A 14,043-nucleotide genomic window follows, 5' to 3' on the forward strand; every position below is an offset into this window, starting at 1 on the left:
TGCAAATTCAACCATCAAAGAACAACACGCCCTGGGTGCTTTTTAGTTATTTATGCTTTGGCAGTTAGTATTGCTCTAAGTGGAGCAGGGTAACCTTCAATGGTTTTACTGGTATCGTTTGGGTCTAAAAAATCAACTAACGATTCGTTTTCCATCCAGTCGGTCCTGCGTTGCTCATCAAGCGTGGTAATTGCGCAATCTTTTATTTGCACATCTTTAAAGCCAACGCGCTCCATCCACAGTTTTAGTGCAGCAGTACTTGGAATAAACCAAACGTTGCGCATTTTTGCGTAGCGGTCGGTAGGTACCAGTACGGTGTTTTCATCGCCTTCAATTACTAACGTTTCTAGCACGAGTTCGCCACCTGGGCGAAGCTGCGCTTTTAACTGCGCTAAAAAATCGATAGGCGAGCGGCGGTGATACAGCACCCCCATAGAAAACACCGTATCAAACGCTTTAAGCTCGGGTAGTGCCTCTACACCTAATGGTAATAAATGCACGTTTTCGTCTGGGTTGTAATGTTTAATGGCCTGAAACTGACACAAAAATAAATCAGAAGGGTCAATACCCACTACAAATTCAGCGCCTTCACCGCGCATACGCCATAAGTGATAGCCAGAGCCACAGCCTATATCTAATACTGTGCGGCCTTTTAATGGCTCAATATGAGGAAGTAGGCGGTCCCACTTCCAATCGCTGCGCCACTCTGTGTTTATTTCAATACCGTGTACAGTAAAGGGGCCTTTGCGCCATGGCATCATGCGTTTTAATAAATGCGTGGCTTGTTTTTGCTCGCCTTCGCTCATCTCCCCCGGTGCGCCAATTTCTACTTTAGTGGCGATATCAACGTGGGTTGTTTTTACTTCTGGCAGATTTTTAAGTACTTTTTGCCATTTTGGTAAATCGCCATGGCTTGCCTCGTTTTGCCAATGCTTTAATTGAGCGGGCAGGGTTTCTAGCCAGTGGCTAAGTGGGCTTTGTGCAATTGCTGCGTAAAATTGGTTAAACCATTGAGACATAAGTCACTCTCTTTATTTAATTGCTACCATTGAGCAAAAATTAAAACATTGATACCACACCTGCGTTTGGCTAAAACCAATGTCGCTTAAACGATTAAAGTGAGTGCTTAGCGTATCGGGGCGCATCACGTTTTCAATGGCAGTACGTTTTTGGCTTATTTCAAGCTCTGAGTAGCCATTGTGGCGTTTAAAGTCGTGGTGCAAATCAATTAATAAATTATCGCACTGCTCGTTTTCGGCTTTAATTTTTTCGCTAAGGAGCAGGACGCCACCGGGTTTTAAGTTAGCGTAAATTTTTTCAAGCACGGCTTGGCGCTGTAAAGGCGGAATAAATTGCAAGGTAAAATTCATGGCCACTACCGACGCATTTTGAATCTCAAGCTCGTTAATATCGCCTAAAGTTACTGTAACAGGCACGTCTGACTTAAAGCCTTGTAAATGTACCTTACAACGCTCAACCATAGCTTGTGAGTTATCTACAGCAATAATGTGGCAGTTATCGGTGCGAATATTACGGCGCATACTTAGGGTAACCGCACCAAGCGAGCAGCCTAAATCGTAAAGGTTTGAATTACTTTGCGCATATTCACCGGCCAATTTACCCATAGTGCTTACAATGGTGGCGTACCCAGGCACAGAGCGCTGGATCATATCCGGAAAAACCTCAACCACATTTTGGTCGAAGCTAAAATCTTTTACTTGTTGCTCAGAGGCGTAAATACTGTCTTTTATACTCACTAAGGCAGTCTCTTTAAAAATAATGGCACTATTTTAACATTTTATACTGGATAGTCAGTGATAAATTCAGTAGCTTGGCTAGAATTATGAATAATAAGTATAAAAGAGAACGTTAAATGAGCAAAAGTAAGGTAATTAGCACAGACGATATATTAGCAACCCTATGTCATTCAGTGACGGGTGTTCTGTCATCAGCCAGTGGTAACGAAATTAGCTACTCGGCTATGGTGCAAAAAATAACGCGCACCTGTATGCGTCCAGACATTGGCTGTTTTGTATTATTTGATGGTGGCTTTACGGGGCTAGTAGTCACTAATTTTACAGCGCAAGCGGCAATGGAAATTTACGGCGATTACATGCGCAATATGGGCATGCCTGAAGAAGAAATTGCCCACAGTCATTTATCAGATGACGTTTCAAATGTAATGGGCGAGCTGATGAACCAAATTGTTGGTGACTTCACTTCTAAAGTGCGTGAGCAGTTACATACCTCTATTACGCAAAACCAGCCAAAAATGATGGCGATTAATAAACAAGTGCAAATATCGGTTGATACCACTATGGATCGCCCACAAGCACGCCGCGTAACCTTTACTACGCGCAACCAAAATATTTTTTACCTAGAGCTGGCAATGGATAAAACAGAGTTTATTAAACTACATGACTTTGACATTGTAGAAGCGATAGACCCTGATGACATTATCGAAAACGAAGCTAAGCAAAAGGCCGAAAAAGCAAAAGCTAAGTCAAAAGAAGCAGAACAAGATGATGCCGATGATGACTTTATGGCTGAGCTAGGGCTGTAATGTAGGTTGGGTTGAGCGAAGCGAAACCCAACGTGCTTTTGAGCTGTCAGTTTTAAGCTATCAGCGGTCAGTAGAAAAGTTACCAAAGAGAACGCGATTTTATATCGCGTTTTTTTATTGAGAACTTTGATTACGAGTTAGGTTGTATTTATTTTTCGCTGACCGCTGACCGCTGACCGCTGACCGCTGACCGCTGACCGCTGACCGCTGACCGCTGACCGTTCATGAATAAGGATTCTTTCCCATTGCCACCACCACACAAAAAATCCGTAAATCTAACTCTAACTGATGGTATTGCGGCTCCATATGGCAGCACAATTTATAAAAGCTCTTGTTGTGGTCTTTTTCTTTAAAGTGGGCGAGTTCGTGTACGACTAGCGCTTTTAACAGTGGCTCAGGTGCGCGCAGTAAATCGCTGTTTATGGCTAAATCGTGCTTACGGGTTTTACCTTGCATGCGGTAGGTGTGAGTACCGAGTGCGTTGGTAATCATATCACCTTGTTTTTTAAATGCAGCGCGGCCAAACGGTGGGGCGTTTTTTAAATACTGCTTTTTTAAATCAGTGGCGTAGCTGTAAAGTAGTTTGTCGGTGGTGATGGTGTGCGCATGTGGGTATTTTTTAAGTAAGTAGTCACATACCTTGTTGTTATTTATAAGGCTTAATACTTGCTCAACAATGTTAGCTGGGTAGCCGGTAAAGTAACGTGCGTATTCACTCATTTTTATTCTCTATTTAAAAAAGCGTTGGCTGGTGGGCTTCTTTTTCGCCGCTGAATGGATTTAATACCGGGTGATTATACCCTAGGTCTTCACAAAACTGCCTAGCAAGGAGTGGAGATTCACGGTTATCGGCAGTATGAAAAAAAACATACGGGGTTTTTCCCTCATCAAGCCATTGTTTTACTTTATTGAGCCACGGTTTATAAAAGGGTTTATAGTCGTTTTGTAAATCGGCTATTACAAAGCGTGCCATCGGCTGCGAGCCAGTAGCTATTGCATGTACCGGTAAGTGGGGCTTTTTTTGTTGTGCATCTATTAAAGCCTCGGTGGTGGGCTTTACTGCAAAAAGCGCACGGGTATCCATAGAAATACGGTTTATATTATTTGCCATTAATAGCTGATTAAGGGCAATTTCGGCCTCACCTTTTTTAAAAAAATCACTATGGCGTACTTCTACGCCGTAATTTAGCTCTTTGGGGAGCAAGCTAATAAATTGCGTTAATTTAGGTAAATCGTTTGGACCAAACGCTTTGGGTAATTGCAGCATTATTTGCCCTGTTTTTTCAAGTATTGGGGCAAATAACGTAAGCCAGTCATTAAGTTCTGTTTGAACATTACTAAGCGCAAGCTCGTGGCTAAAGCGACGATGAAACTTAAACGTAAATTTAAAGTCCTCGGGTACGCTTTGAGCCCAGCGTAAAACAGTGCTTGGCGCTGGGTCTGCGTAAAAGCTGGTATTGCCTTCAACTGAGTTAAAATGCTGGGCATATTGGTTTAGCATATCGGCATTTTTACATTGGCGGGTAAATAAGTTGCCTTTCCAGGCGCTGCTCGACCACTGAGGGCATCCAATATATAACATAAAAAGGGTGGCTTAATGACTTCGTGGCGTAAGTGTACCAAATACATACGGTGCTTGCTGCAAATTAACATTACAAAGCTAAACACACGCTCTAGGGCGTGTTGATCTTTGTAGATTGAAATTTGTTCAATCTAGGGGCGATTAAATCGCGGCGCGAGGTTTGTAACCTAGTGGGCTCGATAACTGCTCCTGCGTTATTCTAATGACTTACATCCCTGTAAGAATAAGTAAAAATCGAGCAAAGCTTCCGCGTCCTGCTCACGCCCCTTACCTACATCCATGTAGGCAACAAAGAGTTAATCGTCCCTAGAAAGAACCCAAAGGGCAGCGCATGTTTGGCATTTATGCTGCGTTATCGCCTTTTTATGGGGAATAACCACACTACATAGACTCTGCCTTGCCTAAAAGCCAAACATACTGCTGCAAATTCAACCACCAACGTTCAACACGCCCTAGCATCTTGATACTACTTGGGTATAATGCAGGGCTTAATTTGATTATTTTTAGATTGCTAGCGGCTTTATTTGTATTGTGGTGACCAGTTTTTTAAATCACACGCCTTAAAACAAATAAATATAACCGTTTAAGCCTTTTATCTGACAGGAAAACTATGCGCTCTATATATTGCGGACAGCTAAATAAAACTCACGTAGATCAAGAAGTTGAACTATGTGGCTGGATCAACAAACGACGTGACCTTGGTGGACTTATCTTTGTCGATTTACGCGATAGAGAAGGGTTAGTACAAGTTGTATTCGATCCAGAGGTTGAAGGACTAATGGATAACGCTAACAAACTTCGCCAAGAGTTTTGTGTGCAGTTAAAAGGTGTTGTACGTGCGCGCCCAGAAAGCCAAGTAAATAAAGACATGGCAACAGGCGAAGTAGAAATTTTAGGTACTGAGCTAACTATTATTAACCGCTCTGAGCCGCTTCCGCTTGATTTTAATCAAACCAATTCTGAAGAGCGCCGCTTAAAGTACCGCTACTTAGATTTACGTCGCCTTGAAATGAGCGACCGTATTAAGCTGCGCGCTAAAGCAAGCAGCTTTGTTCGTCGCTTTTTAGATGACAATGGCTTTTTAGACATTGAAACACCTGTACTTACAAAAGCAACACCAGAAGGTGCACGCGATTACTTAGTACCAAGCCGTGTTCATAAAGGCAGCTTTTACGCATTACCACAGTCGCCACAGTTGTTTAAGCAATTGTTGATGATGTCGGGTTTTGACCGTTACTACCAAATTGTTAAATGTTTCCGTGACGAAGATTTACGTGCCGATCGCCAACCTGAATTTACCCAAATAGATTTAGAAACCTCGTTCATGAGCTCTGATCAAGTACGTGGTATGACTGAAAAAATGATCCGTGAAATGTGGCAATCATTATTAAACGTTGATTTAGGCGATTTCCCAATTATGCCTTACAGCGAAGCAATGAGCCTTTACGGTTCTGATAAGCCAGATTTACGTAACCCAATGAAGCTTGTTGATGTAGCTGATTTAGTAAAAGACGTAGAGTTTAACGTATTTTCAGGCCCAGCTAATGACGAAAAAGGCCGCGTTGCTGTATTAACAGTACCGGGTGGCGCTAAGCTTTCGCGTAAGCAACTTGACGATTACACTAAGTTTATTGGCATTTACGGCGCTAAAGGTATGGCGTGGATGAAAGTAAACGACCGCGATGCAGGCGCTGAAGGCGTTCAATCTCCAGTTGCTAAGTTTTTAAACGAAGAGGTAATTACCCAGTTACTTGAGCGTACTAATGCACAAACGGGCGACATTATTTTATTCGGTGCCGATAAACGCAACGTTGTAAACGAAGCAATGGGCGCGCTTCGCTTGAAGCTTGGTGTTGATTTAGAAATCACTAACCTTGATAGCTGGGCGCCACTTTGGGTTGTTGACTTCCCAATGTTTGAAGAAGATGACGAAGGCACGTTACATGCTGTGCATCATCCATTCACAGCACCAAAAGATATTAGCGCAGAAGAGCTTGAAGCAAACCCTGCCGCGGCTATTTCAGATGCTTACGACATGGTATTAAACGGCTACGAAGTAGGTGGCGGTTCGGTACGTATTCATAATGCTGATATGCAAGAAGCAGCATTTAGAATTTTAGGTATTGATGCGCAAGAGCAACAAGACAAGTTTGGCTTTTTACTTGATGCCCTTAAATACGGCACACCACCACATGCTGGTTTAGCCTTTGGTCTTGACCGTTTAGTTATGCTTTTATGTGGTACCGATAACATTCGTGACGTTATTGCGTTCCCTAAAACCACTCAAGCATCGTGCTTATTAACCGATGCACCTAGCAAAGCTAATAGCGACTCGTTAACTGAGCTTGCAATCAGTGTGGTAGAAAAAGCAATTCCTAGCGAAGAGTAATACCGCGCGCAACAAATGCGCTTAGCTAGATTTAAAAACCCTTAGGAGTATGCCTAGGGGTTTTTTTATGGTTAAATTTAAACCAGTTCATACTAATCGTGTTAAGTTATTAGTCTATTTAGCACGCTAGAATAGTTAAATATTCAAGTTGCTTGGTATCAAATATTATTCAATAGAGAGGGAGTTCTTATGTCGTTTAATCTCACATTATTTGGTGAATTTTTAGCTTTTTTTATTTTGTTTTGCATTCCAATTTTTGCGCTGATTAGCTATAAAATAGGTAAACGCAAAAGCACCATGCCGGGCGTTTTAGCTTTTGTGGGCGGATGCTTAGCGGTATTTCCGCTCTTTGGCTTAATTTTTATCGCCTTATTAGCGCTTAAACAAGACTTGCCAAAAACCAGCCCTTATGCCCATTAAACAACCCTAAATACGGACACGTAGTCACAGTGCCAATTTCTAATAATAACTATTATTGCGATCAGCAATTTAGTGCCTTACAGCTAGCAAAACACACACTCGAAAACACAGAATTTGAAGCGTGTACGTATATAGATTGCGACTTATCTCAGGGGCAATTTAAAACGTGTCGATTTATAGAGTGCAGCTTTGAGCATTGCAATTTATCGAGCATTGAATGGGGATACAGCTCGCTTGAAAATGTAAGCTTTAGCCATTGTAAGTTAAACAGCGTGCAATGGAGCAATGCTGATTGGGGAGCGCTAAGTATAAATGCGCCGGTGAGCTTTAATAGCTGTGAGCTTAGTAACAGCTCTTTTTATGAATTAACTTTAAAATCACTAAAATTAATTCACTGCTTTGCAAAAAATGTTGATTTTAGACATGCCAATTTAAAGCAAAGTACATTTACAGGAAGTAATTTTCGCGATAGTGAGTTTTTTCAAACCACTTTAACTGAGTGTGACTTTGTAGGGGCTACAGAATTTAATATAGATTTAAACAGTAATACGTTAGCGGGGGCTAAGTTTGAGCGCTTTGAAGCCCTTAATTTACTGACAAGCCTTAACATTGAGCTTTGCGATTAATATGTGAGGAGCGTTTAGAAGCTGCATATTGCAAGCCTCTAAACAATGAATAACCTTTAATAAGATTAAACAGTGGCCTGTAGCTTGGTATTAACAGCTAGGGCCATTTTTATTACGTGCGTTTGCCAATGTGCGGGCAATTTCAAGCAGTGCAGGGGTGATGTCATCAGCGCCGTCTTTGATTAATTTAGTTACATCGCCTGATGAATATAAGCTATCGCGCGGCGACTTAATACCAAGCTCGCGCACAAAGTCTTTTGTTTTACCTGTGCTGCCTGTTTCAATAAATTTAAAAATAATACGCTCGTTGTTACTTTTTGGCTCGGCCTGTAACACGGCAATTTCTTCTTTATAGGCTTCTATTCGACTTTGCAAAATGTCGATACGTTGTTCAATAGTGCTGTATGATTTCATGGGGTACTTTTCTAAATTAACTAAAAATAATACCCGTATTATCGCATACATTAGCAATGGCGCGCGCTAACCTTTATAGTAAAAGTTATTTTTATTTAAAAACAATAATTTATATAAGTTAAAACATGCATAAAACAATAAAAAAGTTACTAACATTAAGTGCATTTAGCCTAACCGCGAGTTTAATATCACCATTAAGCTTTGCTAATGACGATGTAATAGTGGATCAAAGCCGCAATCGGACCATCCCTATAAATATCACATACCCCAATGAGAGCAATCAATGCAGCGTACACGCAAAGTGCCCTGTAGCATTTGTAAATGCAGGCTACGGCATTAGCCACAATGACTACACGTTTGCGAGTAAGCTATTTAATGCACAGGGTTATTTAAGCATTGCAGTCGCGCATGAGCTAAAAACCGACCCCGCGCTTAATCGCATACAACCTTATTTAACCACCCGCATGGAAAACTGGCATCGCGGTGTGGTCACCCTTAAATTTTTAGTTAATCAGCTAAGTGCTCAATACCCTGAGTATAACTTTTCCCAGCTCACGTTATTTGGCCACTCAAACGGCGGCGATATATCTGCTTTATATGCTTCAATTTACCCAAATGAAGTAAGCCAAATAATTACCCTCGATCACCGCCGCATGTTGATCCCACGTAATAAAAATATACGCGTGCTTACACTGCGTGGTAGTGATTACCCAGCCGATGCTAACGTGCTATTAAACGATACAGAGCTTAAAGAGTTCCCTGTTAGCCAAATAAAGATAGAAAAGTCGCGCCATAACGATATGCACGACGGTGGGCCAACATGGCTGGTGGATAGAATGAGTAAAGAAATGACCGTATTTATAAGTAGTAATCAGCTAAACTTCTTGGACTAAAAGATGGAATTATATGAGCAAGTAGGTCGGGAATTTGTTAATGGTAATTATACTTGTGATTTAAATAAATTAACTTGGACACAAGCTTTTACATTTATATTAAGAGAATACCACGACTTAGATATTCAAAAAGATAAAGTCCATCTTCTATGGACAGAAAACGGCGGTCATTTAAGGCGTAAACTTTCAAATGATAAACTTTTACTGAATGTATTAAAGTTAACTCTGCCAACCTACAGTGGAAATGGATTGGTTTTGTATCGAGGTGAATGTCATTTTTTATACCAACAAAATAAAATAGGTTTTTGTTGGACTCCTCTTCAAAGTGTTGCAGAAGCTTTTGCCAGTGGTCTAAATGCTATTGAGTCAGGTGGCGTCCTTTTAAAAGCTTATGCCCCAACGCCTGCGATTTTATCCGCTCCAAATAAGCATAGCTCTGACCAAATGGGGGAGTTTGAGTATACTTGTGATCCTAACTTGTTAGAGAATATTAAGACCGTTCAATTTTTTAAAAAAATTGAATCTTAGTTATTGCTTTTCGTATATAGCGCAGCCACAGCTGCGCTATTTTTGTTTTAGTTACTCAACTAATTCACTTACTACAATTGGGCTGTTATGCAGGGTTTTATGCACTGGGCATTTGTCGGCTATTCCTAGCAGACGCTGGCGCTGTGCTTCGGTTAAGTCGCCGCGTAGGGTAATTTTACGGGTAATGGCCTCTAGGTTTTGGGTACATTCGCCGTTGTCGCAATCTTTGTAATAGTCGCGGGTGTGTTCAAGCTCTACTTTTATATGATCAAGCGGCAGCTTTTTTAAGGTTGCATACATACGCAATGTCATTGAGGTACACGCGCCTAGACCTGCGAGTATATGGTCGTAAGGATCGGGGCCTAAATTACTGCCACCTACCTTTAACGGCTCATCGGCAAGCCATGTATGATCTTTAGTACTTACGTGCTGAGTAAATATATGATCTTTTTCTTCAACCAGTACTTTGCCGTTTTCTAATTTTGCGCTGTAGTTGCTTTGCTCATATTTAACGTAGCGGTTTGCCCAATTAGCAATTAGCGTAGCAGCGTACTCGGCATCGTTTTTATTACTTAGTAAGTGGTCGGCGTTATCGAGGCTAATAAAGCTTTTTGGGTGTTTGGCTGATGCATAAATTTTCTCGGCTTCTGAAATATTAACCGTGGCATCAACAGGGGAGTGCATAACTAAAAGTGCGCGTTTTAATTTACCTATATGGCTACGGTCGTACTTTGCGATGTCCTCTACAAATTGTTTTTTTATGGTAAATTCGCGCCCAGCTAAGCTAACTTTAGCTTCACCTGCGGCGTTTATTTCGTCTAAATGGGCTTCAAAGTTATGTGCAACGTGTTGCGCATCTGAAGGAGCGCCAATTGTAGTAATAGCCGATACCTCAGGAATATGCTCTGCAGCAGCCAGTACGGCAGCGCCGCCTAAGCTGTGGCCAATTAATAACTGCGGCGCATCAAAGTAAGTACGCAGGTGATCGGCTGCGGCCACTAAATCTTGAATATTTGATGAGAAGTTACTGTTTGCAAAGTCGCCGTCGCTATTGCCAAGGCCGGTAAAGTCAAAGCGCAGTACGGCAATACCCTGTTGGGTAAGGGCGCGGCTTATGCGCGTAGCGGCAGCAATATCTTTACCACAGGTAAAGCAGTGTGCAAATAAAGCATAAAACTTTACATCGCCGGCTGGGCGTTCAAGCTGGCCTGCAAGTTCTAAATCGCCGCTTTTAAAAGATACTTTTTGTCGCATAGAAGAGCCTTAGTGTTTCATTAAAATACGTTACAATAATAGATAAGATATAAGCACTAACTAGTGTAATTTCAATGTTTATTATGCTTTGATCTTGATCAAGTAAACTGCTTACTATTTCATCTTGAGGACATTTGTCCTTATGTTTTTTGGGTGGTTTGTCTATCCTCGCACAGCGCTATAATGAAGGTTTTGCTACTTTATATTGGCTAATTAGCTATATTTTAAAGCAGCTCACTTCTAACAACCTATTCACTGGAACGTACAATGCAATTACCTACTGTTGATTATAAAGCTCCCGATGCGGCTGCTCACTTTGTTGAATCGTTAAGAAACACCGGTTTTGGTGTATTAAAAAATCACCCAATCCCGCAATCTTTAGTTGAGTCTATTTACGAAAAATGGCAAGACTTTTTTAATTCAGAGCAAAAGCACGACTTTTTATTTTCTAAAGAAACGCAAGACGGTTATTTCCCGCCTTCTGTATCTGAGGTAGCTAAAGGCTTTACAGTAAAAGACATTAAAGAGTACTTTCATGTTTACCCTAAAGGTCGCGTACCTGCAGAGCTTGAAGCCGACGTACGTGAGTACTACCGCTTAGCTAACGAATTTGCAGCAACGCTTTTAAGCTGGGTTCAAGCAGAGGCACCAGCCGATGTACGTGCTAAGTTTTCTATCGATTTAAAAGACATGATTGCTGATTCTGAGCAAACATTGTTACGCATTTTACATTACCCGCCAATGACAGGTGATGAAGAGCCAGGTGCAATTCGTGCTGCGGCACATGGTGATATTAACTTATTAACTGTGTTACCTGCATCGAACGAGCCAGGTCTGCAAGTACAAAAAACTGATGGCGGTTGGTTAGATGTGCCATGTGACTTTGGTAGCTTAATTATTAATATTGGTGACATGTTACAAGAAGCGTCGGGCGGGTACTTCCCATCGACTATTCACCGTGTAATTAACCCAACGGGTAAAGCGTCGACTAAGTCGCGTATTTCTTTACCACTGTTTTTACACCCACGTCCTGATGTTGTGCTTTCTGAGCGTTACACGGCAGACAGCTACCTACAAGAGCGATTACGCGAGCTAGGTGTTAAATAACGTTATATTTATTGAGTTAAATATAAACCAAAAGCGGCTTTTAGCCGCTTTTGTTGTTTTTAAGCAAGGTTATACCAATCCGCAATAATGTTGAATCATTTTTAGGGGCTAAACGTGTCGCTATCTGCGTTAAAAAATTCTCATTTATGACTATATGGATGCAGAAGGTAGAGCAATGCAGGAGCAATTGCCGAGAACAACTAAATAACGAATTTATTGACTAGCTATCAACACGTTTATCTATTCTCAAAATAGATCACTTAATTAAGCGGATTGGTATTAATTTTTTGGGTAAGTTTGTTTCATTATTAAAACCGACTCAGCAATTATTTGCTCAAGTATAGCTAAATCGATATTTTCCAATTTTGTCACGTACAAACAGCTTTTACCTAGGCTATGTTTACCAAGCTTATTTAATAATGCCGCTATTTTGGGGTGATCAAAGCCAGGCATAATATAAATAGAAAGCTTAGTTTTGCGTGGTGAAAACCCTGTGATTGGCCATTCACCTGTGCGGCCGGAGTCGTACCTATAGCTGTATTGGTCAAACCCTATAATATCTTTACCCCATACAATAGGCTTTGCCCCTGTGACTTTTTCAAACAGGGTTAGTAAGGTTTGTGTGTCTTCAATACGCTTTGAATCTATACTTTCTAGGCATTGCTTAAGTGTTATTTGGTTTGCTTTAGTTTTTAATGTCATAGCGTTGATTTGTATTGTTATTAGCTACTCTAAGGTTAGCACTTAATTTGCTAAGTGAATATTTCCATGCATTTCTAAGTTAGTTGCGTATAATGCGCCCTTGGCCGGTTTGGCCTTTTTTTTATTGAGAGATTTTATGAGTTTTGATGGTTTAGGTTTATCACAGTCTTTAGTTAACGCGGTTTTAGAAAAGGGCTATGAAACGCCAACGCCTATTCAGGCTCAAGCAATTCCTGCAATTATTGAACGTCGCGATGTCATGGCGGCTGCACAAACAGGCACAGGTAAAACCGCTGGTTTTACGTTACCGCTAATTGAGCTGTTATCTAAAGGCAGTAAAGCAAAAAGTAACCACGTACGTGCCCTTATTTTAGCGCCTACGCGTGAGCTGGCTTTGCAGGTAAGCGAAAACGTTGAAGAATACGCTAAGCACTCTGCTGTAAGTTCGTTTGTAGTGTACGGCGGCGTAAAAATAAACCCACAAATGCAGCGCCTTCGTAAAGGGGTTGATATTTTAGTGGCCACGCCTGGGCGTTTAATCGATTTACATAATCAAAACGCGGTTAAGTTTGATAATGTTGAAGTGCTGGTACTTGATGAAGCGGACCGCATGCTTGATATGGGCTTTATTCACGACATTAAACGCCTGATTGCTAAAATGCCGCCTAAACGCCAAAACTTAATGTTTTCGGCAACGTTTTCAGATGATATTCGAGCATTAGCAAAAGGGTTAATTAACGACCCTGTTGAAATATCAGTTGCGGCAAAAAACACCACTGCTAAAAGCGTAACGCAAAGCGTTTACGCTGTTGATAAATCGCGTAAAACCGCATTACTTAGCCATTTAATTCGTAGCAACGATTGGCAACAAGTATTAGTGTTTAGCCGTACCAAGCACGGTGCAAACCGTTTAGTTAAACAGCTTGAGCGCGACGACATAGTAGGCGCCGCTATTCATGGTAATAAATCACAAGGTGCCCGTGTTAAAGCGCTTGATGGCTTTAAAAGTGGTGAAGTGCGTGTACTAGTAGCGACTGATATTGTGGCACGTGGCCTTGATATTGTTGAGCTTCCGCATGTGGTTAACTACGACTTACCAAACGTATACGAAGATTACGTTCACCGTATTGGCCGTACAGGCCGTGCTGGTGCATCAGGGCATGCTATTTCGTTTGTAACAGCCGATGACGCCGCTGATTTATACGGTATTGAACGTTTTATAGGTGAGCTAATCCCTCGCGCTGAAGAGCCTGGATTTGAACCAACTAGCCCAGTACCTGAGCGCGCATTAGATGCTCGCCCAATTAAACCTAAAAAGCCTAAAAAAGCAAAGCAGCCGTTTAACAAGCCTAAGTCTGATAAGCCGAACAGCAAAAAACCAAACAATGGGGGAAGCGGTACCGGCCCTCGTCGTGGTGGTTCTAAAAAACCAGCAGCCAAAACCGATGACAACGCACAAAGCCCATGGGCAAAGCGCCAATCGGTAGGTGGTAATGGCCAGCGCCGTCGTCGCCCAAATAACGATTAATCATTATTAAAGATTGTATTGGCCTTTAATTAAACGC

The 14,043-nt window shown here is 41.5% G+C and carries 15 protein-coding genes; 8 read left to right on the forward strand and 7 right to left on the reverse strand.

The window, feature by feature from the left end; genetic code table 11:
* Nucleotides 1-50: 50 nt before the first annotated feature.
* Nucleotides 51-1,019, reverse strand: coding sequence for a tRNA 5-methoxyuridine(34)/uridine 5-oxyacetic acid(34) synthase CmoB (cmoB, locus tag CWB60_RS17210; protein WP_054982276.1), 969 nt, complete (start codon nt 1,017-1,019; stop codon nt 51-53).
* Nucleotides 1,020-1,031: 12 nt separating this feature from the next.
* Nucleotides 1,032-1,757, reverse strand: coding sequence for a carboxy-S-adenosyl-L-methionine synthase CmoA (cmoA, locus tag CWB60_RS17215; RefSeq protein WP_004588942.1), 726 nt, complete (start codon nt 1,755-1,757; stop codon nt 1,032-1,034).
* Between the two features lie 116 nt (nt 1,758-1,873).
* Between cmoA and CWB60_RS17220 the strand changes: the two genes are divergently transcribed.
* Entirely contained in the window at nt 1,874-2,563 is a 690-nt protein-coding gene (locus tag CWB60_RS17220) for a DUF3334 family protein (RefSeq protein WP_004588943.1), read from the forward strand.
* 222 nt (nt 2,564-2,785) lie between these two features.
* Here CWB60_RS17220 and CWB60_RS17225 read toward each other — a convergent pair whose 3' ends face one another.
* Nucleotides 2,786-3,283 (reverse strand): M48 metallopeptidase family protein, encoded by a 498-nt coding sequence (locus tag CWB60_RS17225; protein WP_138579439.1) that lies wholly within the window; start codon nt 3,281-3,283, stop codon nt 2,786-2,788.
* A 13-nt stretch (nt 3,284-3,296) separates the two neighbouring features.
* Nucleotides 3,297-4,145 carry a DUF72 domain-containing protein gene (locus tag CWB60_RS17230; RefSeq protein WP_138579441.1) on the reverse strand — a complete coding sequence of 283 codons (849 nt, stop codon included), beginning with the start codon at nt 4,143-4,145 and terminating at the stop codon, nt 3,297-3,299.
* A 610-nt stretch (nt 4,146-4,755) separates the two neighbouring features.
* Here CWB60_RS17230 and aspS point away from each other — a divergent pair.
* The 3 genes from aspS to CWB60_RS17250 all read left to right on the forward strand — a co-directional run bounded on the left by aspS (nt 4,756) and on the right by CWB60_RS17250 (nt 7,580).
* The gene (gene aspS / locus CWB60_RS17240; protein WP_138579443.1) at nt 4,756-6,534 is read left to right on the forward strand and encodes an aspartate--tRNA ligase; all 1,779 of its coding nucleotides are present in this window, start codon (nt 4,756-4,758) and stop codon (nt 6,532-6,534) included.
* Between the two features lie 189 nt (nt 6,535-6,723).
* Nucleotides 6,724-6,954 carry a hypothetical protein gene (locus CWB60_RS17245; protein ID WP_024033669.1) on the forward strand — a complete coding sequence of 77 codons (231 nt, stop codon included), beginning with the start codon at nt 6,724-6,726 and terminating at the stop codon, nt 6,952-6,954.
* Between the two features lie 29 nt (nt 6,955-6,983).
* Nucleotides 6,984-7,580 (forward strand): pentapeptide repeat-containing protein, encoded by a 597-nt coding sequence (locus CWB60_RS17250; protein ID WP_138579445.1) that lies wholly within the window; start codon nt 6,984-6,986, stop codon nt 7,578-7,580.
* A gap of 90 nt (nt 7,581-7,670) precedes the next feature.
* Here the strand turns inward: CWB60_RS17250 and CWB60_RS17255 are convergent, their stop codons facing one another.
* On the reverse strand, nt 7,671-7,994 hold the full coding sequence (locus CWB60_RS17255) for a hypothetical protein (RefSeq protein WP_004588950.1): 324 nt from the start codon (nt 7,992-7,994) through the stop codon (nt 7,671-7,673).
* Between the two features lie 125 nt (nt 7,995-8,119).
* On the opposite strand from CWB60_RS17255, the gene CWB60_RS17260 reads away from it, so the two are divergent.
* Together CWB60_RS17260 and CWB60_RS17265 are read left to right on the forward strand one after the other, a co-directional pair.
* Nucleotides 8,120-8,887, forward strand: coding sequence for an alpha/beta hydrolase (locus CWB60_RS17260; RefSeq protein ID WP_138579447.1), 768 nt, complete (start codon nt 8,120-8,122; stop codon nt 8,885-8,887).
* A 3-nt stretch (nt 8,888-8,890) separates the two neighbouring features.
* Complete coding sequence (locus tag CWB60_RS17265) at nt 8,891-9,415, forward strand: hypothetical protein (RefSeq protein WP_138579449.1); 525 nt, start codon at nt 8,891-8,893, stop codon at nt 9,413-9,415.
* Between the two features lie 51 nt (nt 9,416-9,466).
* Here CWB60_RS17265 and CWB60_RS17270 read toward each other — a convergent pair whose 3' ends face one another.
* On the reverse strand, nt 9,467-10,669 hold the full coding sequence (locus CWB60_RS17270) for a bifunctional alpha/beta hydrolase/OsmC family protein (RefSeq protein ID WP_138579451.1): 1,203 nt from the start codon (nt 10,667-10,669) through the stop codon (nt 9,467-9,469).
* Nucleotides 10,670-10,936: 267 nt separating this feature from the next.
* On the opposite strand from CWB60_RS17270, the gene CWB60_RS17275 reads away from it, so the two are divergent.
* Entirely contained in the window at nt 10,937-11,776 is an 840-nt protein-coding gene (locus CWB60_RS17275) for an isopenicillin N synthase family dioxygenase (protein WP_004589526.1), read from the forward strand.
* A gap of 279 nt (nt 11,777-12,055) precedes the next feature.
* On the opposite strand, the gene CWB60_RS17280 is transcribed toward CWB60_RS17275, so the two are convergent.
* Nucleotides 12,056-12,478, reverse strand: a complete 423-nt coding sequence (locus CWB60_RS17280) for a DUF1801 domain-containing protein (RefSeq protein WP_138579453.1) — start codon at nt 12,476-12,478, stop codon at nt 12,056-12,058.
* A gap of 136 nt (nt 12,479-12,614) precedes the next feature.
* Here CWB60_RS17280 and CWB60_RS17285 point away from each other — a divergent pair, with 136 nt between their 5' ends.
* Nucleotides 12,615-14,006, forward strand: a complete 1,392-nt coding sequence (locus CWB60_RS17285) for a DEAD/DEAH box helicase (protein WP_054983885.1) — start codon at nt 12,615-12,617, stop codon at nt 14,004-14,006.
* Nucleotides 14,007-14,043: the final 37 nt, after the last annotated feature.

Origin of the sequence: Pseudoalteromonas sp. S327, assembly GCF_005886415.1 — a bacterium.
In the GTDB taxonomy this organism is placed as follows: domain Bacteria; phylum Pseudomonadota; class Gammaproteobacteria; order Enterobacterales; family Alteromonadaceae; genus Pseudoalteromonas; species Pseudoalteromonas atlantica.

Bases quoted from the DNA above. Each gene is read 5' to 3' on its own strand.
- aspS (WP_138579443.1), top strand. From the start codon at position 4,756: ATGCGCTCTATATATTGCGGACAGCTAAATAAAACTCACGTAGATCAA.
- CWB60_RS17260 (WP_138579447.1), top strand. From the start codon at position 8,120: ATGCATAAAACAATAAAAAAGTTACTAACATTAAGTGCATTTAGCCTA.
- CWB60_RS17230 (WP_138579441.1), bottom strand. From the start codon at position 4,145: ATGTTATATATTGGATGCCCTCAGTGGTCGAGCAGCGCCTGGAAAGGC.
- CWB60_RS17265 (WP_138579449.1), top strand. From the start codon at position 8,891: ATGGAATTATATGAGCAAGTAGGTCGGGAATTTGTTAATGGTAATTAT.
- CWB60_RS17285 (WP_054983885.1), top strand. From the start codon at position 12,615: ATGAGTTTTGATGGTTTAGGTTTATCACAGTCTTTAGTTAACGCGGTT.
- cmoB (WP_054982276.1), bottom strand. From the start codon at position 1,019: ATGTCTCAATGGTTTAACCAATTTTACGCAGCAATTGCACAAAGCCCA.
- CWB60_RS17255 (WP_004588950.1), bottom strand. From the start codon at position 7,994: ATGAAATCATACAGCACTATTGAACAACGTATCGACATTTTGCAAAGT.
- CWB60_RS17275 (WP_004589526.1), top strand. From the start codon at position 10,937: ATGCAATTACCTACTGTTGATTATAAAGCTCCCGATGCGGCTGCTCAC.
- CWB60_RS17280 (WP_138579453.1), bottom strand. From the start codon at position 12,478: ATGACATTAAAAACTAAAGCAAACCAAATAACACTTAAGCAATGCCTA.
- CWB60_RS17225 (WP_138579439.1), bottom strand. From the start codon at position 3,283: ATGAGTGAATACGCACGTTACTTTACCGGCTACCCAGCTAACATTGTT.
- CWB60_RS17220 (WP_004588943.1), top strand. From the start codon at position 1,874: ATGAGCAAAAGTAAGGTAATTAGCACAGACGATATATTAGCAACCCTA.
- CWB60_RS17245 (WP_024033669.1), top strand. From the start codon at position 6,724: ATGTCGTTTAATCTCACATTATTTGGTGAATTTTTAGCTTTTTTTATT.
- CWB60_RS17270 (WP_138579451.1), bottom strand. From the start codon at position 10,669: ATGCGACAAAAAGTATCTTTTAAAAGCGGCGATTTAGAACTTGCAGGC.